This window comes from Salinicola lusitanus (genome assembly GCF_003206045.1).
GTDB classification, from domain to species: Bacteria; Pseudomonadota; Gammaproteobacteria; order Pseudomonadales; family Halomonadaceae; genus Salinicola; species Salinicola lusitanus.
The window spans coordinates 256,354-276,328 of sequence record NZ_PZJM01000009.1 but is presented as its reverse complement, the minus strand read 5'-3'; the positions used below and the strand labels follow the sequence as shown (position 1 = coordinate 276,328).

Annotated in this window: 20 protein-coding genes; 7 read left to right on the top strand and 13 right to left on the bottom strand. The window is 63.1% G+C overall.

Going from position 1 to position 19,975, the window contains the following annotated elements:
* Positions 1-7 precede the first annotated feature (7 nt).
* From DOM45_RS14595 to erpA, 12 genes are all read right to left on the bottom strand, one after another.
* Entirely contained in the window at positions 8-478 is a 471-nt protein-coding gene (locus DOM45_RS14595) for a F0F1 ATP synthase subunit B (RefSeq protein WP_110601664.1), read from the bottom strand.
* Between the two features lie 67 nt (positions 479-545).
* Positions 546-794 (bottom strand): F0F1 ATP synthase subunit C, encoded by a 249-nt coding sequence (gene atpE / locus DOM45_RS14590; protein ID WP_011508579.1) that lies wholly within the window; start codon positions 792-794, stop codon positions 546-548.
* 74 nt (positions 795-868) lie between these two features.
* Positions 869-1,735 carry a F0F1 ATP synthase subunit A gene (atpB, locus tag DOM45_RS14585; RefSeq protein WP_110601663.1) on the bottom strand — a complete coding sequence of 289 codons (867 nt, stop codon included), beginning with the start codon at positions 1,733-1,735 and terminating at the stop codon, positions 869-871.
* A 3-nt stretch (positions 1,736-1,738) separates the two neighbouring features.
* Positions 1,739-2,149, bottom strand: coding sequence for a F0F1 ATP synthase subunit I (locus DOM45_RS14580; RefSeq protein WP_110601661.1), 411 nt, complete (start codon positions 2,147-2,149; stop codon positions 1,739-1,741).
* A 234-nt stretch (positions 2,150-2,383) separates the two neighbouring features.
* Positions 2,384-3,298, bottom strand: coding sequence for a ParB/RepB/Spo0J family partition protein (locus tag DOM45_RS14575; protein WP_110601660.1), 915 nt, complete (start codon positions 3,296-3,298; stop codon positions 2,384-2,386).
* Positions 3,299-3,326: 28 nt separating this feature from the next.
* Complete coding sequence (locus DOM45_RS14570; protein ID WP_110601659.1) at positions 3,327-4,094, bottom strand: ParA family protein; 768 nt, start codon at positions 4,092-4,094, stop codon at positions 3,327-3,329.
* 111 nt (positions 4,095-4,205) lie between these two features.
* A complete protein-coding gene (gene rsmG / locus DOM45_RS14565; protein WP_110601658.1) occupies positions 4,206-4,853 on the bottom strand; it encodes a 16S rRNA (guanine(527)-N(7))-methyltransferase RsmG in 648 nt (215 codons plus the stop codon).
* Entirely contained in the window at positions 4,850-6,745 is a 1,896-nt protein-coding gene (gene mnmG / locus DOM45_RS14560; protein ID WP_110601656.1) for a tRNA uridine-5-carboxymethylaminomethyl(34) synthesis enzyme MnmG, read from the bottom strand. Before mnmG ends, rsmG begins: the two co-directional genes overlap by 4 nt.
* A 749-nt stretch (positions 6,746-7,494) precedes the next feature.
* A complete protein-coding gene (locus DOM45_RS14555; protein ID WP_110601655.1) occupies positions 7,495-8,286 on the bottom strand; it encodes an amino acid ABC transporter ATP-binding protein in 792 nt (263 codons plus the stop codon).
* Complete coding sequence (locus DOM45_RS14550; RefSeq protein ID WP_110601654.1) at positions 8,283-8,951, bottom strand: amino acid ABC transporter permease; 669 nt, start codon at positions 8,949-8,951, stop codon at positions 8,283-8,285. Before DOM45_RS14550 ends, DOM45_RS14555 begins: the two co-directional genes overlap by 4 nt.
* Before the next feature lie 136 nt (positions 8,952-9,087).
* Positions 9,088-9,849, bottom strand: a complete 762-nt coding sequence (locus DOM45_RS14545) for a transporter substrate-binding domain-containing protein (RefSeq protein ID WP_110602105.1) — start codon at positions 9,847-9,849, stop codon at positions 9,088-9,090.
* A gap of 132 nt (positions 9,850-9,981) precedes the next feature.
* Positions 9,982-10,335 carry an iron-sulfur cluster insertion protein ErpA gene (gene erpA, locus DOM45_RS14540; protein ID WP_110602104.1) on the bottom strand — a complete coding sequence of 118 codons (354 nt, stop codon included), beginning with the start codon at positions 10,333-10,335 and terminating at the stop codon, positions 9,982-9,984.
* Between the two features lie 260 nt (positions 10,336-10,595).
* Between erpA and DOM45_RS14535 the strand changes: the two genes are divergently transcribed.
* The 5 genes from DOM45_RS14535 to DOM45_RS14515 all read left to right on the top strand — a co-directional run bounded on the left by DOM45_RS14535 (position 10,596) and on the right by DOM45_RS14515 (position 16,914).
* Positions 10,596-12,350 (top strand): chloride channel protein, encoded by a 1,755-nt coding sequence (locus DOM45_RS14535; protein ID WP_425353338.1) that lies wholly within the window; start codon positions 10,596-10,598, stop codon positions 12,348-12,350.
* A gap of 132 nt (positions 12,351-12,482) precedes the next feature.
* On the top strand, positions 12,483-13,310 hold the full coding sequence (gene thiD / locus DOM45_RS14530) for a bifunctional hydroxymethylpyrimidine kinase/phosphomethylpyrimidine kinase (RefSeq protein WP_110601652.1): 828 nt from the start codon (positions 12,483-12,485) through the stop codon (positions 13,308-13,310).
* Between the two features lie 2 nt (positions 13,311-13,312).
* Positions 13,313-14,020 (top strand): thiamine phosphate synthase, encoded by a 708-nt coding sequence (thiE, locus tag DOM45_RS14525; protein WP_110601651.1) that lies wholly within the window; start codon positions 13,313-13,315, stop codon positions 14,018-14,020.
* 10 nt (positions 14,021-14,030) lie between these two features.
* On the top strand, positions 14,031-15,320 hold the full coding sequence (gene hemL / locus DOM45_RS14520) for a glutamate-1-semialdehyde 2,1-aminomutase (protein WP_110601650.1): 1,290 nt from the start codon (positions 14,031-14,033) through the stop codon (positions 15,318-15,320).
* 31 nt (positions 15,321-15,351) lie between these two features.
* A complete protein-coding gene (locus DOM45_RS14515) occupies positions 15,352-16,914 on the top strand; it encodes a bifunctional aminoglycoside phosphotransferase/ATP-binding protein (protein ID WP_110601648.1) in 1,563 nt (520 codons plus the stop codon).
* 63 nt (positions 16,915-16,977) lie between these two features.
* Here DOM45_RS14515 and DOM45_RS14510 read toward each other — a convergent pair whose 3' ends face one another.
* A complete protein-coding gene (locus DOM45_RS14510) occupies positions 16,978-17,508 on the bottom strand; it encodes a LuxR C-terminal-related transcriptional regulator (RefSeq protein ID WP_483435966.1) in 531 nt (176 codons plus the stop codon).
* 579 nt (positions 17,509-18,087) lie between these two features.
* On the opposite strand from DOM45_RS14510, the gene rdgB reads away from it, so the two are divergent.
* Positions 18,088-18,720 carry an RdgB/HAM1 family non-canonical purine NTP pyrophosphatase gene (gene rdgB, locus DOM45_RS14505; protein ID WP_110601646.1) on the top strand — a complete coding sequence of 211 codons (633 nt, stop codon included), beginning with the start codon at positions 18,088-18,090 and terminating at the stop codon, positions 18,718-18,720.
* Entirely contained in the window at positions 18,717-19,889 is a 1,173-nt protein-coding gene (gene hemW / locus DOM45_RS14500) for a radical SAM family heme chaperone HemW (RefSeq protein ID WP_110601644.1), read from the top strand. The genes rdgB and hemW overlap by 4 nt, the downstream gene beginning before the upstream one ends.
* Positions 19,890-19,975 lie beyond the last annotated feature (86 nt).

Here is a 19,975-nt window from a genome sequence, read left to right as displayed (position 1 = left end):
CGCCTCCTTAGAGCTCGGCAGCGAGCTTGTCGACGAGCTCACGATGCTTGGCTTCGTCGATGGAGGACTCCAGGATACGCTCGGCGCCGGCCACGGCCAGCAGCGATACCTGGGCACGCAGCTCTTCCTTCGCGCGATTGATCTCCTGATCGATTTCGCTGCGAGCGCTCTCGATGATGCGCTCGCCTTCGGCCCGCGCGTTGTCACGGGCTTCTTCGACGATCTGATTGGCCCGCTTGTTGGCCTGTTCCAGGATCTGCTGCGCCTGCTCCTTGCTCTCCCGCAGTGTCTCTTCGGCTTTTTCCTGAGCCAGTTCGAGATCACGGGTCGCACGGCTGGCTGCATCCAGACCATCGGCAATCTTCTTCTGTCGTTCCTGCAGCGCCTGCATGACCGGCGGCCATACATACTTCATGCAGAACCAGACGAAGACGGCAAAGGCAATGGCCTGACCAATCAGTGTAAGGTTCAGATTCACGCCAGCACCTCTCGCGTCACGGGTTTGGGGTTAGGGTCACCGGGGCCTCGAGGGCCTTGAGGCGACGTTAACCGACAAACGGATTGGCGAAGGTGAAGAACAGAGCGATACCGACACCGATCATGGTCACGGCGTCGAGCAGGCCGGCGACGATGAACATCTTGACCTGCAGCTGCGGGATCATTTCCGGCTGACGCGCGGCGCCTTCCAGAAACTTGCCGCCGAGGATGCCGAAGCCGATAGCGGTGCCGAGGGCACCCAGGCCGATCAGCAGGGAAACGGCAATCGCGGTCATGCCCAGAACTTGTGCTTCCATGGTTCTCTCCAGTTTCAGTCGAGTCTTGCTCAGTCGAGTTTTGCTAAGGGTCAGGGGTTAACGGGAAACGCTACTCAATGCTGCTCTTCCGTCGCCATGCTGAGATAGACGATGGTGAGCATCATGAAGATGAAGGCCTGCAGCGTGATGATCAGGATGTGGAACACCGCCCACGGGAAGTGCAGCGGCAGCTGCCACAAGCCGACCATGGCTATCAGGATGAAGATCAGTTCGCCGGCGTAGAGGTTACCGAACAGTCGTAACGCCAGCGAGATCGGTTTGGCCAACAAGGTAACGAGTTCAAGCAGTAAATTGACCGGGATCAACAGGATCTGGGCGAAGATATTGGACGTACTGAAAGGGTGCAACGTCAGTTCGGCGACGAAACCGGACAGGCCCTTGGCACGGATGGAGTAGAAAATGATCAGCGCGAAGACGGAGAGCGACATGCCGAGCGTGGCGTTGACGTCGGTGGTGGGCACGACCTTGAAATAGACGTGGGCCGGGTCGGCACCGAACCAGGCGCCGATCTTCTGCGCCAGCATCGGCAGGAAGTCCACCGGCACCAGGTCCATGATGTTCATCAGGAAGATCCAGCAGAAGATCGTCAGCGACAGCGGCGCGATCAGGCGGCTCTTGCCGTGGAAGGTCTCGCGCACGGAGCTGTCGACGAACTCCACCATCATCTCGACGAAGTTCTGCAGCCCGGTGGGCACCCCGGTGGAAGCGCGCTTGGCGACCAGGCGGAACAGGTACAGGAACAGCACCCCGAGGCCGATCGACCACAGCATGGTATCGACGTGGATGGCCCAGAATCCCATGGCCTTGGCCTCGGCAGCGGAATGAGCCATCGACCAGCCGTTTTCCGGATGCAGACCATAGGTCATGTTCTGCAAATGGTGCTGGATGTACTCCGTACTCGTCATGTTGTTGCCAGCCATGGTTCAGCCTCGAGATTGAATGTGTGACGGGCGGCGCAGGAGCCAGGGCCCCAACCAGTGCGCCAGCAGCGTCACAACATAAGCGCCAAAGAAGAAAGCGGGGTTTGAGGGGGGCACGGCCACGAACACCAGCGTGAACAGTGCCGCCGTCAAACCGAACTTGCCGGCCTCGGCGTGGTAGAAACTCTTGACGATGTATCTCGCCTGCGCCGCCCCCTGATAGCGAAAGGCGCGCCAGGCGAAGAAGGCGTTGGGCATGGCGGCAACGAGACCACCGGTCAAAGCGGAAAACGCCGTCCCGCGGTCCCAGAACCCCCAACCGATGAGGACCAGCCCCATCACCACGCCGCACTGTAACAGGATCAACCCCGCGATTCGCGGTCTGGGAAGCTTGGCCGGTGCCGCTGGTTGCATGGCGTCGGTCTCGCCGTTGAGTCCTGGGATGAAAGTGACATTTCCGCGTGCGCTGTCTGCGTTCGGCGTCAGCCTGGCAAATCTCGGCGGATTATAGAGAAGCGGTCATGCCGCTTCAACCGAACCTGCACCGATCTGAGGCGTCTCCTCGAGCAAACGATCACGAAAAGTGCGTAAATTCCGTTAACGCGCTAAATGTTTTGACGGCTCGAGACGCCGGAGGCCGATGCGGATTCAGCGGATGTGCCCGAGTATGCCATCCAGCTCATCGAGGCTGGTGTAACGGATGGTGACTCGTCCCTTGCCGGAACTGTTGTGGTGAATCTTGACCGGCGCGCCCAGCAGGTCGGCGAGACGATTCTCGAGCCGGCCGACGTCCGCCGGCGGCTTCTTGGCATCGGCCTTGGTCTGGCCACTGGCGATCTGTTTGACCAGGGCCTCGGTCTGGCGCACGGTGAGTTCGCGAGCCACGACTTCGTGGGCCGCATGGCGCTGCTTGGCGGCCGGCAGGCTCAGCAGGGCACGGGCGTGGCCCATGTCCAGATCGCCACGTTCGAGCAGCGTCAGCACCTGCGGATCCAGCGCCAGCAGGCGAAGGAGATTGGCAACCTGGGCCCGCGACCGACCGACCGCATCGGCCACCTGCTGCTGGGTCAATTCGAACTCGTCGAGCAGACGCTTGAGCGCCATCGACTCCTCGACCGGGTTGAGGTTCTCGCGCTGAATGTTCTCGATCAGCGCGAGCGCCAGGGCGACCTCGTCGCTGACCTCGCGAATGACCGCGGGGATGGTCTCGAGCTCGGCCAGTTGCGACGCTCGCCAGCGGCGCTCGCCGGCGATGATCTCGTAACGCTCTGCGCCAATTTGTCGCACCACGATCGGCTGCATGACACCCTGGGCGCGGATCGAATCGGCCAGCTCTTCCAACGCCTCGGGCTGGATATCGCGCCGCGGCTGATACTTGCCGCGGGTCAGCTGTCGCAACGGCAGGCGCTCGAGCCGCTCCTCGGACGCATCGAACTCCGGCGGCGCCTGGGCTGGCGAGGGCTTGTCGGAGCCCGACTCCGGCGACAGGCTGTCGCGGCGACGGGCACTGGAACCGATCAAGGCATCGAGACCGCGGCCCAGCGGGCGTTTGCGCGTCGTCATGGGGTATTCCTCGCAGCAGTCATCGTCATTACAGCGCCAGCCGGCGAATCAGTTCCTTGGCCAGGACGCGGTGCGCCTGGCTGCCACGCGAGAGCCGCGCGTACTTGGTGACGGGCACGCCGTGGCTGGGCGCTTCCGCCACCCGCACGTTGCGCGGGATGGTGGTCTTGAGTAGAGAATCGCCGAAATACTGGCCGAGCTGCTTGCTGACGTCGCGGGTCAGGCTGTTGCGCGGGTCGTACATGGTTCGCACGATGCCGAAGATCTCGAGGGTGGGATTCACGCTCTCCTGGATCTGCTCGACGGTGTCGAGCAGCGCCGACAGTCCCTCCAGCGCATAGAATTCGCACTGGACCGGGATCAATACACCGTGAGCGGCGGTGAGCGCATTGACCGTCAGCATGTTGAGGGACGGGGGACAGTCGATCATCACCACGTCGTAGTCGGCGGCAACGCTCTGGATCGCGGTCTGAAGCACCCGTTCGCGGCCATCGCGATCGAGCAGATCGACCTCGGCGGCGGTCAGGTCACCGTTGCCCGGCAGCAGTGCGTAGCCGGCCACCGCGCAGTCGACGATCACCTCGGCGGCACTCTTGTCGCCGAGCAGCACATCGAGGACGCTGCCGTCGAGGTCGTGCTTGTCGACGCCGCTGCCCATGGTGGCATGGCCCTGAGGGTCGAGATCGATCAGCAACACGCGTCGATCGAGGGCCGCCAGGCAAGCCGCCAGATTGACCGCGGTCGTCGTCTTGCCCACGCCGCCCTTCTGGTTGGTCAATGCAATGATTCTGGTCACTGGCGACTCCCTTCGTCGAGACTGATCCTGTGGATCGCGAGCGATCCGCTGGCGCTGATCCGGCCCGGCGTCGACGACGCCGGTGTTCCTCACGTCTGGCCCATGACGAGCCTACTGGCGATGGCCCGACTGCTCGTCCCGCCCGAGGCGGAGCAGCTGGCGTTCGACGTCGTCCACGCCGGGCACCGCCAGGGCAAGCTGCTCGCGTACCACGACGTGGGGCGGCAACGATTCGAGTTCCCGGGGTTCCAGGCCACCTTTCATCGCCAGCCACTCGCCGCCTTGGGCCAGCAACGGCTCGGTAAGCCCGATGAAATCCCCCAGTGCGGCGAAGGCACGCGAGATGACCTGGTCGAACGTGGCGTCGAAGGATTCGACCCGAACCTGCTCGCAGCGCACGTTCGCTAGCCCCAGTTCCATCACCGCCTGGCGCTGAAAACGGACTTTCTTGCCGTTACTGTCCAGTAGCGTGACCTGGAGGCCGGGATCCAGAATCGCCAATACCAGTCCCGGAAAACCCGGTCCCGAGCCGACGTCCAGCAAGTTGGTGCCACCCACGGCGAAAGCGACGCTGGCGCTATCCAGCAGATGACGGCTGACCATCGCCTCGGGCGAGCGTACTGCGGTGAGGTTATAGGCGCGATTCCACTTGTGCAACAGCGCGAGCAGCGCCAGCAATCGCTGACGCTGACCGGCGTCGCAAGGGACCTTCAGCGCCGCCAGTCCCTCATCGAGAATCCGTTCACAGCTCGGGGTCATGCGCTCAAGGCCCGGCTGTCGTCGATCAATCGCCGCTTCTTGAGATGGATCAGCAGAATCGACACCGCGGCCGGCGTGACGCCGGAGATGCGCCCGGCCTGGCCCAGGGTCTGCGGGCGCGCCTGTTCGAGCTTCTGGCGAATCTCGTTGGAGAGGCCCTCGACCCTGGCATAGTCCAGCGAGTCGGGCAGCGGCGTCGCTTCGTGGCGACGCAGGCGATCGATCTCGTCCTGTTGCCGCGCGATGTAGCCCTCGTACTTGGCCTCGATCTCCACCTGCTCGGCGACCGGCTCGTCGCTGACGGCCTCGCCCTTGAGCGAGGCGACATCGGCGTAGCCGAGCTCGGGGCGCTTGAGCAGATCCATCAGGCTGTATTCACGCGCCAGCGGCTGGCCGAGCTTTTCGGCGACACGCTGACCGGCGTCGGTCTTCGGCTGGATCCACGTCGCACGCAGGCGAGCACTCTCGTTCTCGATCTTGTCGCGCTTGGTCTCGAAGGCGGACCAGCGGTGATCGTCGACCAGCCCCAGTTCGCGACCGGTGGCGGTGAGGCGCAGGTCGGCGTTGTCCTCACGCAGCAGCAGACGATACTCGGCCCGCGAGGTGAACATCCGATAGGGCTCCTGGGTGCCCATGGTGATCAGGTCGTCGACCAGCACCCCGAGATAGGCCTCATCGCGACGCGGCCACCAGACCGATTCGCCCAGCGCTCGGCGAGCGGCGTTGAGTCCCGCCAGCAGCCCCTGGGCGCCGGCTTCCTCGTAACCCGTGGTGCCGTTGATCTGGCCGGCAAAGAACAGGTTGTGGATAAATTTGGTTTCCAGCGAGTGCTTGAGATCCCGCGGATCGAAGAAATCGTACTCGATCGCATAACCCGGCCGCGTGATATGCGCGTTCTCCAGCCCTTCGATCGAGCGCACCACCTGCAGCTGGACATCGAATGGCAGTGACGTGGAGATCCCGTTGGGATAGAGCTCGTGGGTATCCAGGCCCTCCGGTTCGACGAAGACCTGATGGCTGGTCTTGTCGGCGAAGCGGTGGACCTTGTCCTCGATCGACGGGCAGTAACGCGGGCCCACGCCCTCGATCACGCCGGAGTACATCGGCGAACGATCGAGATTGGCGAAGATGATCTCGTGGGTACGCTCGTTGGTGTGGGCGATGTGGCAGTCGACCTGACGCGGGTGCTGCTCGCGGTTGCCCAGGTAGGACATCACCGGCAGCGGCGTGTCGCCGGGCTGGCGCTCGAGCCTGGAGAAATCGACGCTCTTGGCATCGATCCGCGGTGGCGTGCCGGTCTTCAGCCGATCGACCCGGAACGGGAGCGCTCGCAGCCGCTGGGCCAGCGCATTGGCCGGCGGATCGCCGGCGCGGCCACCGGCATGGTGATCCAGACCGATATGGATCACACCGCCCAGGAAGGTTCCGGTACACAGCACCACGGTATCCGCCATGAAGCGAATGCCGGTCTGGGTGGTGACGCCGACGACGGTCTCGTTTTCCACAACCAGATCGTCGACGCCCTGCTGGAACAGCGTGAGATTGGGCTGATTTTCCAGCATGCCGCGAATGGCGGCCTTGTAGCGGACGCGATCGGCCTGGGCTCGGGTGGCCCGAACCGCCGGGCCCTTGCGTGAGTTGAGCACGCGAAACTGGATGCCGGCCAGGTCGGTAGCCTGGGCCATGGCCCCACCCAGGGCATCGATCTCCTTGACCAGATGGCTTTTGCCGATCCCGCCGATGGCGGGATTGCAGGACATCTGGCCCAGGGTCTCGATGTTGTGCGTCAGCAGCAGCGTACGGGCACCACTTCGTGCCGACGCCAGCGCGGCTTCGGTTCCGGCATGGCCACCGCCGATCACGATGACCTGAAAACGGTCGGGATACTCCACGGTTTACCTCACGAGGTGCCCGCAGCGCTTTGGCTCGAGCGGGCACCCGACGATGAATGGATCACGAAATCGGCCAGGCCGATTTTACCGTCCTGTTCACGACGGCGATGGCACGGCCCCGGGGGGTTCGATGGCCACGAAAGCCGCCCAGTATAAACCTCCTGTGGGTAACCGTCAGGGGTTTTCCACATCGGGATCGAGGCGATCCGTCAGTCATCAGATTCATTATTAAAAAAATGAAAAATATATAAAGAAGTTCTGTAGTGATAGTGACTATTGGTGTGGACACTTTTCGTGGATAAGTAAAAAATCACCAATAGAATCATATTCTTGGATTGTTATTCGATTGTTTGAAAAGCTCTGGCGAGCCTGCTGACAAGGGCGCTGATTCCTGTGGACAGCTTCGCCTCTTGTACACAGGCGCGACCGCGCACGGGTTATCCACCGCTGCATACGGTAGCTGTTACCGCGACGGTCAACAAACCCCCGATCACGCCAGAGCGGCTGAGGCGTCAGGGCTGGAGACGAATCGACGAAAAAATTGTCCACAGGCGAAAAATACGCCCCGGGATAACTCACGAGCGATGAAATCCGGGTCACGCCACCGTTTTTCCGGCTCCGACGATCTCGATCGCACGACGGCCAGAACCGGTCTGGACGAATCAATGAAAGGGAAGAGAGGGAGAGGGTGTAGGGGGTGGGCGGCACGGAGGAGATCCATCCGTGCCTGCTATTTGAGAAACCGATCGCTAGTGCTTGAGCACGCGGGAGAGGAACGCCTGGGTGCGCTCGTGGCGGGGCTGATCGAACAGCTGGTCGGGTGGACCCTGTTCGACGATCTGGCCGCCGTGGACGAATACCACGCGATCGGCGACCTCGCGGGCGAAGCCCATCTCGTGGGTGACGATCATCATGGTCATGCCGTCGTTGACCAGTTCCCGCATGGCATCCAGCACTTCACCGATCATCTCCGGATCCAGCGCCGAGGTCGGCTCGTCGAACAGCATCAGACGAGGTTCCATGGCCAACGCCCGGGCCAGCGCCACGCGCTGTTGCTGCCCCCCGGAGAGTTTAGTCGGATGCTTGTCGGCCTGATCCGAGATGCCGACCCGCTCCAGCAGCCTGTCGGCGATGGCATCGGCCTGCCGCCGGGTCATGCCGCGGACCTTGCGGGGCGCCAGGGTGACGTTGTCGCGGATCGACAGGTGCGGGAACAGGTTGAACTGCTGGAACACCATCCCGACCTCGGTACGGACTGCCTGGAGCGACTTGCCGCTGGCGCCATTGGGCAGCAGCGTCTTGCCGTCGACCTCGATACGACCGGACTGGAAGGGCTCGAGGCCATTGACGCAGCGGATCAGCGTCGATTTTCCCGAACCACTGGCACCGATGATCACCACGACCTCGCCCTGGGCCACGCTCAGGTCGATGTCCTGCATCACGTGCAGACGGCCGAAGTGCTTGTTGACCCCTTCGAGACGCACGATCGGCGACGATCCGGACGATCGAGCGGTCGCTTGCCGGTTTGCGCTATCGTTCATCCCACTAACCCCTTGCGTTCGAGCAGACTCAGAGCCAACGACAGACTCAGGGTAATCGCCAAGTAGAGCAGGGCGATCATGAAATAGACCTCCAGCGCGGTGAAGGTATTGGCGATATAGACCTGGCCCTGGCGGACCAGCTCACCCACACCGATGACCGAGAACAGCGACGTGTCTTTAATGCTGACGATGCCCTGGTTGCCGAGCGCGGGAATCATCCGGCGCAGCGCCTGGGGCCAGATCACGTAGCGGAAGGTCTGGGGCGGGGAGAGCCCCAGCGACAGCCCGGCCTCGCGCTGGCCCCGTTCGATCGACTGCACGCCGCCGCGCACGATCTCGGAGATATAGGCGCCGGCGTTGAGGGCGATGGCCGCGATCCCGGCGGTCAGCGCGTCGATGGGGCCACCGAGTAGCGTCGGCAGGCCATAGAAGATGAACAGGACCTGGACCAGCACCGGGGTGCCGCGAAACACCTCCACGTAGACCACGGCGGGCCAGCGTATCCAGCGGGAAGGGCCGATTCGCATCAATCCGAAGACGATGCCGATGACGAAGCCGATGGCGAGGCCGGCGAAGGAGATGAGCAGGGTGTAGGGCAAGCCCTTGAGCAGGAACGGCAGCGAATCGATTGCCGCCTGCCAGTCGAACTGGAAGTTGAATTCCACGAGGTTCTCCGTTGGCAACGATGAGATCTCTCATCGCGTCACGACGAGAGATCTCCGGCCACTCTGGGAGTGGCATTCTCCACAAACCATCCGGGGGCCGACGCCATTGGCGCGGCCCCCGGTCAGGCGGGCGAGGTCACTCGGATTCCGGTGCTTCGCCGAACCACTTCTTGTGGATCTCGTCGTAGGTGCCGTCCTCGTGCATGGCCTCGAGAGCCTCATTGGCCGGCTCGACCCAGTCGCTCCCCTTGGCGAAGGCGATACCGTACTGCTGGCCCTCGTAGAGCGGACCGACCGTCTTGACCTTGCCCTCGCCCTTGGTCTGGGCGAAATAGCCCACGTTGGGCGCGTCGTAGAAGACCGCATCGGCGCTGCCACCCATCAGGGCCATGTACATGTCGGAGCTGCCCGGATAGGGCGTGATCTCGGCGCTATCGCCCAGTTTTTCCTGCAGGTAGTCGTAGCTGGTGGAGCCGATCTTGGTGGCGATGCGCTTGCCTTCCAGGTCGTCCAGCGAGCCGACGTCGCTGCCATCGGCAACCAGGATGCGCAGGCCGGAGTCGTAGTAAGGATCGCTGAAATCGACGATCTGCTGGCGCTCGTCGGTGATGGTGATGCCGGCGATGGCCAGATCGACGTTGCCGGTTTGCACGGCGGGGATGATGCCGTTGAAATCCATGGTGTTGAGATCGACGTCGAAGCCTGCGCGATCGGCGATCTCGTGAAGGATGTCCATATCGAAACCGACCATCTCGCCGCTCTCCTGATCCATCATCTCGAATGGGACGAAGCTGGGGTCGGTGACGGCCTTGAGCGTGGTGTCCTGAGCCGAAGCCAGACCGGAAACGCTCAGGGAGAGTGCGACGGCGGGGATGGCGAGCCAGTGGCTCGGCGTCATGTTGTTTTTCATAAGTTCCTCAAGTCATTGTTCGATCGGGACAATCGATGACTACCTTGAGGAAGATTGTTACTGAAGGTCAAGTCGACCTAGGCCGCAGCCAGGGACGGTGGACCGTCCGTCACTGCCGGTTCAGACGGAAAACGAGGCCCCGCAGCCGCAGGTGGACTGGGCGTTGGGGTTCTTGATGACGAATCGGGCGCCAGCGAGCCCCTCCTCGAAATCCACCGTCGAACCCACCAGATACTGGTAGGAGAGAGGATCCACCACCAGGCTGACGTCGCCGTTGTCGATGACGGTATCGTCCTCGGCCGTCTTGTCGCCGAGATCGAATCCATACTGGAACCCCGAACAGCCTCCGCCCGTGACATAGACCCGCAGCTTCAGCTCGGGGTTGTTCTCTTCGGCGACCAGGGCTCTGACTCGCCTGGCGGCGGCATCGGTGAAGAACATCGGGGTTGGAGCGAAGGACTCCACTGTACTCATCGTCACGCTCCCGTTGGTGCCGGCCGTGACCGGGCTGTCGATAATGACGTAGGGCGGCGGGGCCGCCATCACACCTCCATTATCGTTAATACCGAGTAAAAGGGTCAACTTTAGTGTCGAGGGCACTCACCGCCGACCATCAAGGATCGGTGTATGATGTCAGTTACGTAACGCTCGCACGATGTGACCGCCCACCCTGGCAGGTATCGCGCACCAAAGACGAGCGATCGAGATCGGGCAAGGAGGAGAGTTTGTCACGCGTGCCGCGGTTCGTCCCACGACGTCCCAGCCTCGAACGTTTCCGACGCCAGTTGGCGAGCGTCGATGCCATGCCCCAACTCTGCCTGCTGGGGATTTTCGCCGGCATTCTGACGGGTTCCGTGATGGTCGTTTTCCGACTGTTGCTGGAGTTCGGTGCCCTGTTGTTCATGCCCGGTGACGATCCCGAAGCCTTCGAGACGCTGCCGCCGACGTTTCGCGCGGTGCTGCCGCTGATCGCGGTCACCTTGATCGGACTCTGGCTGTGGCCGCAGCCTAGCCGGGCGCTGAAGATGGGGATCGGCCATGTCATCGAGCGCCTTGCCTATCACCAGGGCAAGATGCCGCTGCGCAACTGGATCAACCAGTGGTGGGTCGGGGTGATCTCGGTCATCGGCGGGCTGTCGGCCGGCCGCGAGGGGCCGGCGATCCACCTCGGCTCCGCGGCCTCGAGCTGGATCGGCTCGCGGCTGCGGCTGCCGCACAACAGCCTGCGCGTGCTGGTGGCCTGCGGCACCGCAGCGGGCATTTCCGCGTCGTTCAACACGCCCATCGCCGGCGTCATCTTCGCCATGGAAGTGGTGATGATGGAGTACACCATCGCCGGCTTCATGCCGGTGATACTCGCCGCCACCATGGGCGCGCTGGTGTCGTGGGCGGTCTACGGCTCGGAGCCGGCGTTCAGCGTGCCGCCGCTGCAGCTCAATTCGTTGCTGGATCTGCCCTGGATCGTGCTGACCGCGCTGGTCGTCGGTTTGCTGGCCGGTGGCTTCGTGCGCCTGGCCCAGGGGCATCCATCGATCTCCCGGGTACCCTTCGCCCTGCGGCTGGCTGCCATCGGTCTGCTCACCGGAGCCGTGGCATGGTGGTACCCGCAGGTGCAGGGGATCGGCTACGACAGTCTCGAGCAGATGCTCAACGGGCCGATGGCGCTGGACGTGCTGCTGGTGCTGGCGGTGGTCAAGCTGGCGCTGACCGGACTCTGCATGGCGGGCGGCGTGCCGGTGGGCGTGATCGGGCCGATGCTGGTTTCCGGTGCAGCGGTCGGCGCGGTGATGGGCATGGTCGGCGGGGCGCTGCTGCCGAGCGTGGTCACCACGCCCAATCTCTACGCGGTACTGGGCATGGCGGCGATGATGGCGGCGGCGCTCCAGGCCCCGCTGGCAGCCCTGTTGGCGCTGCTGGAACTGACCCGCAACTCATCGATCATGCTGCCGGGCATGCTGGCGGTAGTGGTCGCCGTTCTCACCGCACGCCAGCTCTGCCGCTGTCAGGGATTCTTCCTCTCCAGCCTGACCCAGCAGGGGCTCCATCCGCTGCAGCAGCCGTTGATGCAGGCGTTGTCGCGGGTTGCCGTACCGGCGGTGATGGAGCGCAATCTGGTCCGTACGCCGAGAGTCATCGATCATGACAGGGCCAAGGCGCTGCTCGATTCCAAGCCGACCTGGCTGGTGATCGTCCAGGACAACAAGGACAAGCCGCCACTGGCGATGAAGGCTGCTCACCTGGCGCGGGTGCTGCACGATGAGGAGTGGCTCGCGGAGCACGAGAGTATCGATCTCGAGGAGGTGCCGGGGCAGCGTCTCGATCTGGCGCCGGTTCACCTGGAGGCGACGCTCTCCGAGGCTTACGACACGCTCAACGAATCCGGTGTCGACGCGCTCTATGTCGAGCACACCACGGCGCCGATGATTCGCAAGATTTCCGGTATCATCACTCGCGAGGCGATCGAGAACTATTATCGACGTAAACGTTGATAGGATGAACGCGCCTGGTGTCGAGACTCAGGACACACCGAAGCGATCGATGAGGAGAGCTCCCATGCGAGAGATGAACGGCCATCTCGCCACACGCTCCCTGGCGGTGACGAGCGTCCCGGGGGGGACGTCATGATTCGCTACGAAGACAAGCCCGTGGTCATGGTGCTGGCGGGCCACGATCCCAGCGGCGGCGCGGGACTGGTCGCGGATGCCGAGGCCGTGCGCGGCTGCGGTGGCTGGCCGGTGACCGTGCCCACCGCCATGACCGTCCAGTCGACCCGCGACGTGGTCAGCGTCGAATCGTGCAGCGGCGATTTCATTCGTCGTGCGGCCCGGGTGCTGTTCGACGACTTCCGTATCGCGGCGATCAAGGTGGGGTTGATCCCCGATCTCGAGGTGCTGGAAGCGGTGATCGACGTCGCCCGGATGAGCCCCGGCACGCCGCTGATCGTCGACCCGGTCCTGCGCAGTGGCCGCGGTTCCGAATTATCCACACCCGCTCTGATCGAGCCGATTCGCCATCGCCTGCTACCCCTTGTGGATATCTTGACACCCAACCGTCGCGAACTGGCGCTGCTCTCCACGATCGAAGACGCCGATGAAGTGGCTCGGGTGGTCGAGGTGATGTCGCTGGGCTGCGCCGCGGTGCTGGTGACCGGTACCGATCCCCTGGGGCAGGAGTCGACGCAGGCCCACGTGGTTCACACCTTGCATACGCCCGAACTCAACCGACAGTGGCAGTGGCCGCGCCTGCCCGCCGACTATCACGGCTCCGGCTGCACGCTGGCGTCGGCGTTGGCGACCCGGCTGGCCGCCGGCGAGGGGCTCGCAGCGGCCTGCGCCCAGGCGCAGCGGTTCACCTGGGATACGCTGGACAACGGTCTGGCGCTGGGTCAGGGCCAGTATCTACCGGACCGGGTCTGGCGTGCGCCGGACTTCGATGCCACGCTGGAGTGATGATGTCGACGCGCCCGCCTTCATCGACCCTGAATGGACTCTACGCGATCACCGACAGCCAGCTGTTGCCGGACGATCGCACGCTGCTCACGGCCTGCGAATCGGCGCTGAGCGAGGGGATCGCGTTGCTGCAGTACCGTGACAAGTCCGCGGATACCGCGCGGCGTTGGCGGCAGGGCGATGCCTTGGCCGCACTGTGCGAGCGCCATGCGGTGCCGCTGATCGTCAACGACGATCTGGAACTGGCGCTGCGACTGCAGCAGCGCTGGGGGGATATCGTCGGACTGCACGTCGGTCAGGACGACGTCTCGCTGGCAACCGCCAGGCAACGGCTGGGCGACCGAGCCATCGTCGGTGCCACCTGCCATGACTCCCCGGTCCTGGCGCGCCAGGCAGCCGAGTCCGGTGCCAGCTATCTGGCGTTCGGACGCTTCTTCGCCTCGCGCACCAAGCCGGAGGCCGCGCCGGCGTCGCTATCGATACTCGAGGAGGTGGCTCATCTGGGGTTGCCCCGGGTCGCCATCGGTGGCATCGACGCTCGCACCGCCCCCGAGGCACGACAGGCCGGTGCCGAGCTCCTGGCTGTGGTTCATGCCGTCTTCGGTAGGCCGGATATCGCGCGGGCGGTGCGCGAACTCAAACTCCAGATGGGCGATGGCGCTTCGCCGAATACCAGGATCGGCCGTCATTCTGTAATCGATCAACGCTAGAGAGAACACCATGACCACATCCGCCGAGCTCTTCGAGCGTGCCTGCCGCCACATTCCCGGCGGCGTAAACTCTCCGGTAAGAGCCTTCAAGGGCATGTCCCAGCCGCCGGTCTTCATCGAGCGCGCTCAGGGAGCCTATCTGTTCGACGTCGAGGGCAAGCGTTATATCGACTACGTGGGCTCCTGGGGGCCGATGATCACCGGACATGCCGATCCCGAGGTGCTCAACGCCGTCCGCGAACGGCTCGACAGCGGGCTCTCGTTCGGGACGCCGACCGCGATCGAGACCACTATGGCCGACCTGATCTGCGAGATCATTCCCTCCATCGACATGGTGCGCATGGTCAACTCCGGCACCGAGGCGACCATGTCGGCGATCCGGCTGGCGCGGGGATATACCGGCCGCGACAAGATCGTCAAGTTCGAGGGCAACTACCATGGCCACTCGGACTCGCTGCTGGTGAAAGCCGGTTCCGGTGCCTTGACCCACGGCGAGCCCAGTTCGCCCGGCGTGCCGGCGTCACTGGCCGAGCACACCCTGACGCTCTCTTACAATGACATCGAAGCCGTGCACGAATGCTTCGAGGCCATGGGCGAACAGATCGCCTGCATCATCGTCGAGCCGGTGGCCGGCAACATGAACTGCATACCGCCGCAGCCCGGTTTCCTGGAAGCCCTGCGCGAGGTGTGCGACAGCCACGGCAGCGTATTGATCTTCGATGAGGTGATGACCGGTTTCCGGGTGGCCCTGGGCGGTGCCCAGGCGCACTACGCAATCACGCCGGATCTGACCTGCCTCGGCAAGATCGTCGGCGGTGGCATGCCGGTCGGCGCCTTCGGTGGCAAGCGCGACATCATGGAACAGATATCGCCGCTGGGTCCGGTCTATCAGGCCGGTACGCTATCGGGGAATCCGCTGGCGATGGCGGCCGGTATCACCCTGCTCGAGAAAGTGCGCCAGCCGGGCTTCCACGAGGCGCTGTCCACCCGGGTCGAGACGCTCTGCGACGGGCTCGAGACACGTGCCCGCGATGCCGGTATCGAGATGATCACCCAGCGTGCCGGCGGCATGTTCGGCCTGTTCTTCACCGCCCAACAGCGGGTCGACAATTTTGGCCAGACCATGGCGTGCGATGCCCAGGCGTTCCGCGACTTCTTCTCGCACATGCTCGAGTCCGGCGTCTACCTGGCTCCGTCGGCATTCGAGGCCGGGTTCATGTCTAGCGCTCACACCCATGACCATATTCAGACGACCTTGATGGCCAGCGAGCGTGCCTTCGCCGCCATGCGTCAACAATGAGTCACGAACGCCACTGACAGGGAGACGACGCATGAGCCGAACGCTGATACAGGCGCTCAAGGAGAGTGATTGTTTCGATCATCCGATCGGCGCCGTCGAAGTGTTCGAAACCCCCATCTCCTGGGTGGTATCGACCGGCGATTACGCCTACAAGATCAAGAAGTCGCTGGATTACGGCAGTTTTCTCGATTTCTCGACGCTGGAGAAGCGCCGGCGCCTCTGCGAGCAGGAGGTCGCGCTGAATCGTCGCGTGGCGCCGGCGCTCTACCTTGGCTGCGTGGCCATCTCGGGCACCGAGGAGGCACCCCGGGTCAACGACGACAGCGCGCCGATCGAGTACGCGGTCAAGATGCGTCAGTTCAGCACCCGCCATCTGCTGAGCTCGCTGCAGGCCAGCGGAGAGCTGTCGGCGGAGTTGATCGACGATCTCATCGACCAGTTGGTGGCGCTTCACGAATCCGCTCCCAGCGCCTCGGGGGACAATCCTTTGGGGTCGCCGCCGAGCATTCACGAGATGCTGGTCGGCGAGTTCGACGTGATCGAGCCGCTGCTGGAATCGCCTGGCGATCGCGAGCAGCTAGCCAACGTCAAGACGTTGACGCTCGAGAGCTTCGCGCGTCTGGAACCCATTCTGGCATCGCGCTGGAGAGAGGGCTTCATTCGCGAGAGCCATGGTGACATCCATCTCGGCAATGCGGTGCGGTTCGAGGGCAAGGCGATCCTGTTCAACGGCATCGAGTTCAACGATCGTCTGCGCTGGTGCGACGTGGCCTGCGAGCTCGCCTTCCTGATCATGGATCTGGAAGCCCGTGGCGAGCGGGAGTTCGCCCATTATGCGCTCAACCGGTACCTCGAGCTGTCCGGCGACTACCAGGCGGTACGGCTGCTCAACTTCTACAAGCGTTATCGAGCCCTGCTCAGAGCCCGGATCGAACTGGTGCGGGACCACGATGCCGGGGTGATGGACGATCTGCCCGGTGGCGAGCCGATAGAGGTCTTCCGCCGTTATCTGACGATGGCCCAGGAGTACAGCGAATTCCGCTTTCCCTACCTGATCCTGGCGGTCGGCGTCTCCGGCAGTGGCAAGAGCCGGTTCACCGAGGAGATCGTGCGACGGCTGGGCGGGGTGCGGATACGCTCCGATGTCGAGCGCAAGCGGCTTTTCGACTTCACCGCGGCACCCGACGATGCGAAAGCCGTCTACAGCGAGACAGCGACCGACCAGACCTATCGTCGCCTGGCCGAACTGACGGGCACGGTACTCGAAGCCGGATTGCCGGCTTGCATCGATGCCACCTGCCTGCTGCTGGAACAGCGCAAGCGGCTACGTTTCGAAGCCGAGAAGCGTGGTCTGCCGGTACTGATCGTCAGTTTCGAGGCCGACCGGGCGACCTTGCGGGCCCGTATCGTCAAACGCGCCAGGCGTAGCGGAGAGCCGTCCGAGCGGAGTCTTTCGATTCTGGAGCGTCAACTTCAGCGTTTCGAGCCATTCGCGAGTGACGAGACGACCCACCTGGTGCATCTCGATACCACCGCGCCGGATGCCAACCTGACGCTAGCTTCTCTGATCCAGGAGCGGATGCGGCTAAACTGAGAGGGCCGGGAAGCCGTGTTTCACTGGCTTCCCGGCTGAGTGACTGGCGGTTACCTGGCGGCTTCAGCGACGCCCGTTGGCATAGCGCGAGGCCATGACCGGAATCGTCCCCAGGTTCTGCCGTGCCCAGTTGGTCGCCTGGATGCGGTTGTGAACGTTGATCTTGCGGAAGAGGTTGTAGAGGTGCGACTTGACCGTATGCTCGCTCACGAACAGCTTTTCCGCGATCTCCGTATTGCTCGCACCGGAAACCAGCAGCGTGACGATCTCCAGTTCCCTTCGTGTCAGACCGCACACGGGCCGGTAGGTGTTGACCTGCTGGCGACGATAGAAATCGATCAACATCGCCGAGAGTGGCCGGGAGATCCAGAGCTCTCCGCCGAGAAGCTTGATGATCCCCTTGCAGATGAGCTCGAGGCTGTCCTGGCGATAGAAGACGCCGCGGAGGTGGATGCCGATCAGCAGCTCCATGACCTGCTTGTTGTCGCGGACATTGAAAGCCGACAGGATGATGGCATCGCTCTCTTCGGCTCTGGTGTTCCAGGCCAGCAGGTCTTTCTCCTGGACGTGATCTCCATCCAGTAGTACGAGCACTCTGCTGCCTTCGGGTACCGGGAAACGATCCTGGGGACTGAGTGCCGAGACTCGGCAACCCGTTTTCTGATGTATGTAATCCAGAAATAGTACGGACTGTGAATTACAATCTGTAACAAGAACGATGTCGGTGTGTTCGGTGTTCATGGTCTGATCCCTTCGAAGGATTTTAATTAGTGTTTTACGCTTTTTCGCTGTGACCCTTGGCTGAGCAACCTACTGCGGCTCCGTGATTGTTGGAGCTCAATAGTGTTAATAAAACCCATGCGTTGTAAATATAGGGTATTGAGGTTTTCAAAAATTGACACGAAGGCGGCGATTAAGCGGCGCTTAATTTCTCTAATTAAATGATTTTAATCAATGGCTTATCTGCCATATTTCCACAAACTTTTTAAAAAACAATGTTTCCTTTTCGAGAAAAAACACGCTCGCGCTCACGAGGACCCGGAAGCCTCGGCAGGCGAATTACTGAGGTTTCTCATCCCGATATGATGAGTGACTGATGGCTTCCCGGCCCAGGTATCCTATGCCTCGAATGCCACGCCCCGTAGAATGAACGTTTTGTCAGGAATCCCCTCCATGAACCCGTCCATAGAGAATCTGGTCGTCGCCAGTGGCAACCCTGGAAAGCTGGTTGAATTTCAACAGCTTCTCGCTCCCTTGGGACTGCAGGTCCAGCCGCAGTCGGACTTCGGCGTCAACGACGTCGAGGAGACCGGATTGACGTTCGTCGAAAATGCCATCCTCAAGGCGCGGGCCGCCGCCCGTGCCAGTGGCCTGCCGGCGCTGGCCGACGACTCCGGTCTGGCGGTCGATGCCCTCGCCGGCGCGCCAGGCATCTACTCGGCGCGCTATGCCGGGGACACCGGAAGCGGCGAGTCCCGGGACAGCGCCAACAACGCCAAGCTGCTGGAGGCGCTCAAGGAGATCCCCGAAGGGGAACGAACGGCACGATACTGGTGCGTGCTGGTCTACCTGCGCCATGCGGATGACCCGGTACCGCTGATTGTCCAGTGCGACTGGCCTGGCGATATCCTGGCCTACCCGCGTGGCGAGGGGGGGTTCGGTTACGATCCGCTGTTCTGGGTTCCCGAACGGGGCATGAGCGTCGCCGAGCTGAGCGCCGAGGAGAAGAATCGGCTGAGCCACCGGGGACGAGCGCTGCAGGCATTGCTGGCGCAGCTCAGGGAATCGGAAAAGCACCGGGAATGATGGATCTACCACCGCTGGCGCTATACATCCACGTACCCTGGTGCGTGCGCAAGTGCCCCTATTGCGACTTCAATTCGCACGGCGTGGGTCGAGGCGCCGAGCTGCCGGAACGTCGGTACGTCGATGCCTTGCTAGCCGATCTCGAGCAGGAGCTGGTGGCGGTGCAGGGTCGCGAGATCGTCAGCATCTTCATCGGCGGCGGGACGCCGAGCCTGTTCTCCCCCGCGGCCTACCAGCGTCTGTTCGACGGTCTGCGTCAGCGTCTCGTCTTTGCCCCGGACATCGAGATCACGCTGGAGGCCAACCCGGGGACGGTGGAGCAGGCGCGCTTCGAGGGATATCGGCGCGCGGGGATCAATCGGCTCTCCATCGGCGTCCAGAGTTTTGCCGCCGATCAACTCGAGGCACTGGGACGCATCCACAGCGGCGGGGAAGCGAAGCGCGCGATGTCCAGCGCCCGGGAGGCGGGCTTCGACAACGTCAACCTCGATCTGATGCACGGCCTGCCGGGGCAGACGCTGGCGACCGCGCTGGGGGATATCGAGCAGGCGTTGGCGCTGGAGCCGACACATCTGTCCTGGTACCAACTGACGCTGGAACCCAACACCGAATTCTTCTCCCATCCGCCGCCGCTGCCCGATGAGGAGAGGCTCTGGGATATCCAGGATGCGGGGCACGATCTGCTCGAGTCGGCCGGCTTCTCGCGCTACGAGATTTCCGCCTACGCCCGGCCCGGGCGACAGGCGCGTCACAATCTCAACTACTGGCGCTTCGGCGACTATCTGGGTATCGGTGCCGGGGCCCACGGCAAGTTGTCCTCTATCGACCCGGCGGGGCAGTGGCGGATCGAGCGGCGCTGGAAGACTCGGCAGCCGGAAGCCTATCTTCGCCGCATGAACGACCCGCGGGGGTTCAGGGCGGGAAGTCAGCACGTGGATAATCAGGCCTTGCCGCTGGAATTCCTGATGAACGCCCTGCGCCTGACCGAAGGCGTCGATGCCGAGGATTGGCAAAACCATACCGGGCGACCGCTGTCTGAACTGACGCCTCGCCTGGACGCGGCGCGACACAAGGGTCTGCTGACGACTTCGCCATCACGTCTGCAAGCGACCCCGCAAGGCCTGTTATTCTTGAACGATCTGCTCGCGCTGTTCGACGAGGAGGCTTAGCTCTCCCCGCCGGCGAAGGCCGGGCAGTGATGGATTCATCGTCACGCACCTCACGACAGGGGGAAGCGTGACGGTCGGCAAGCAAG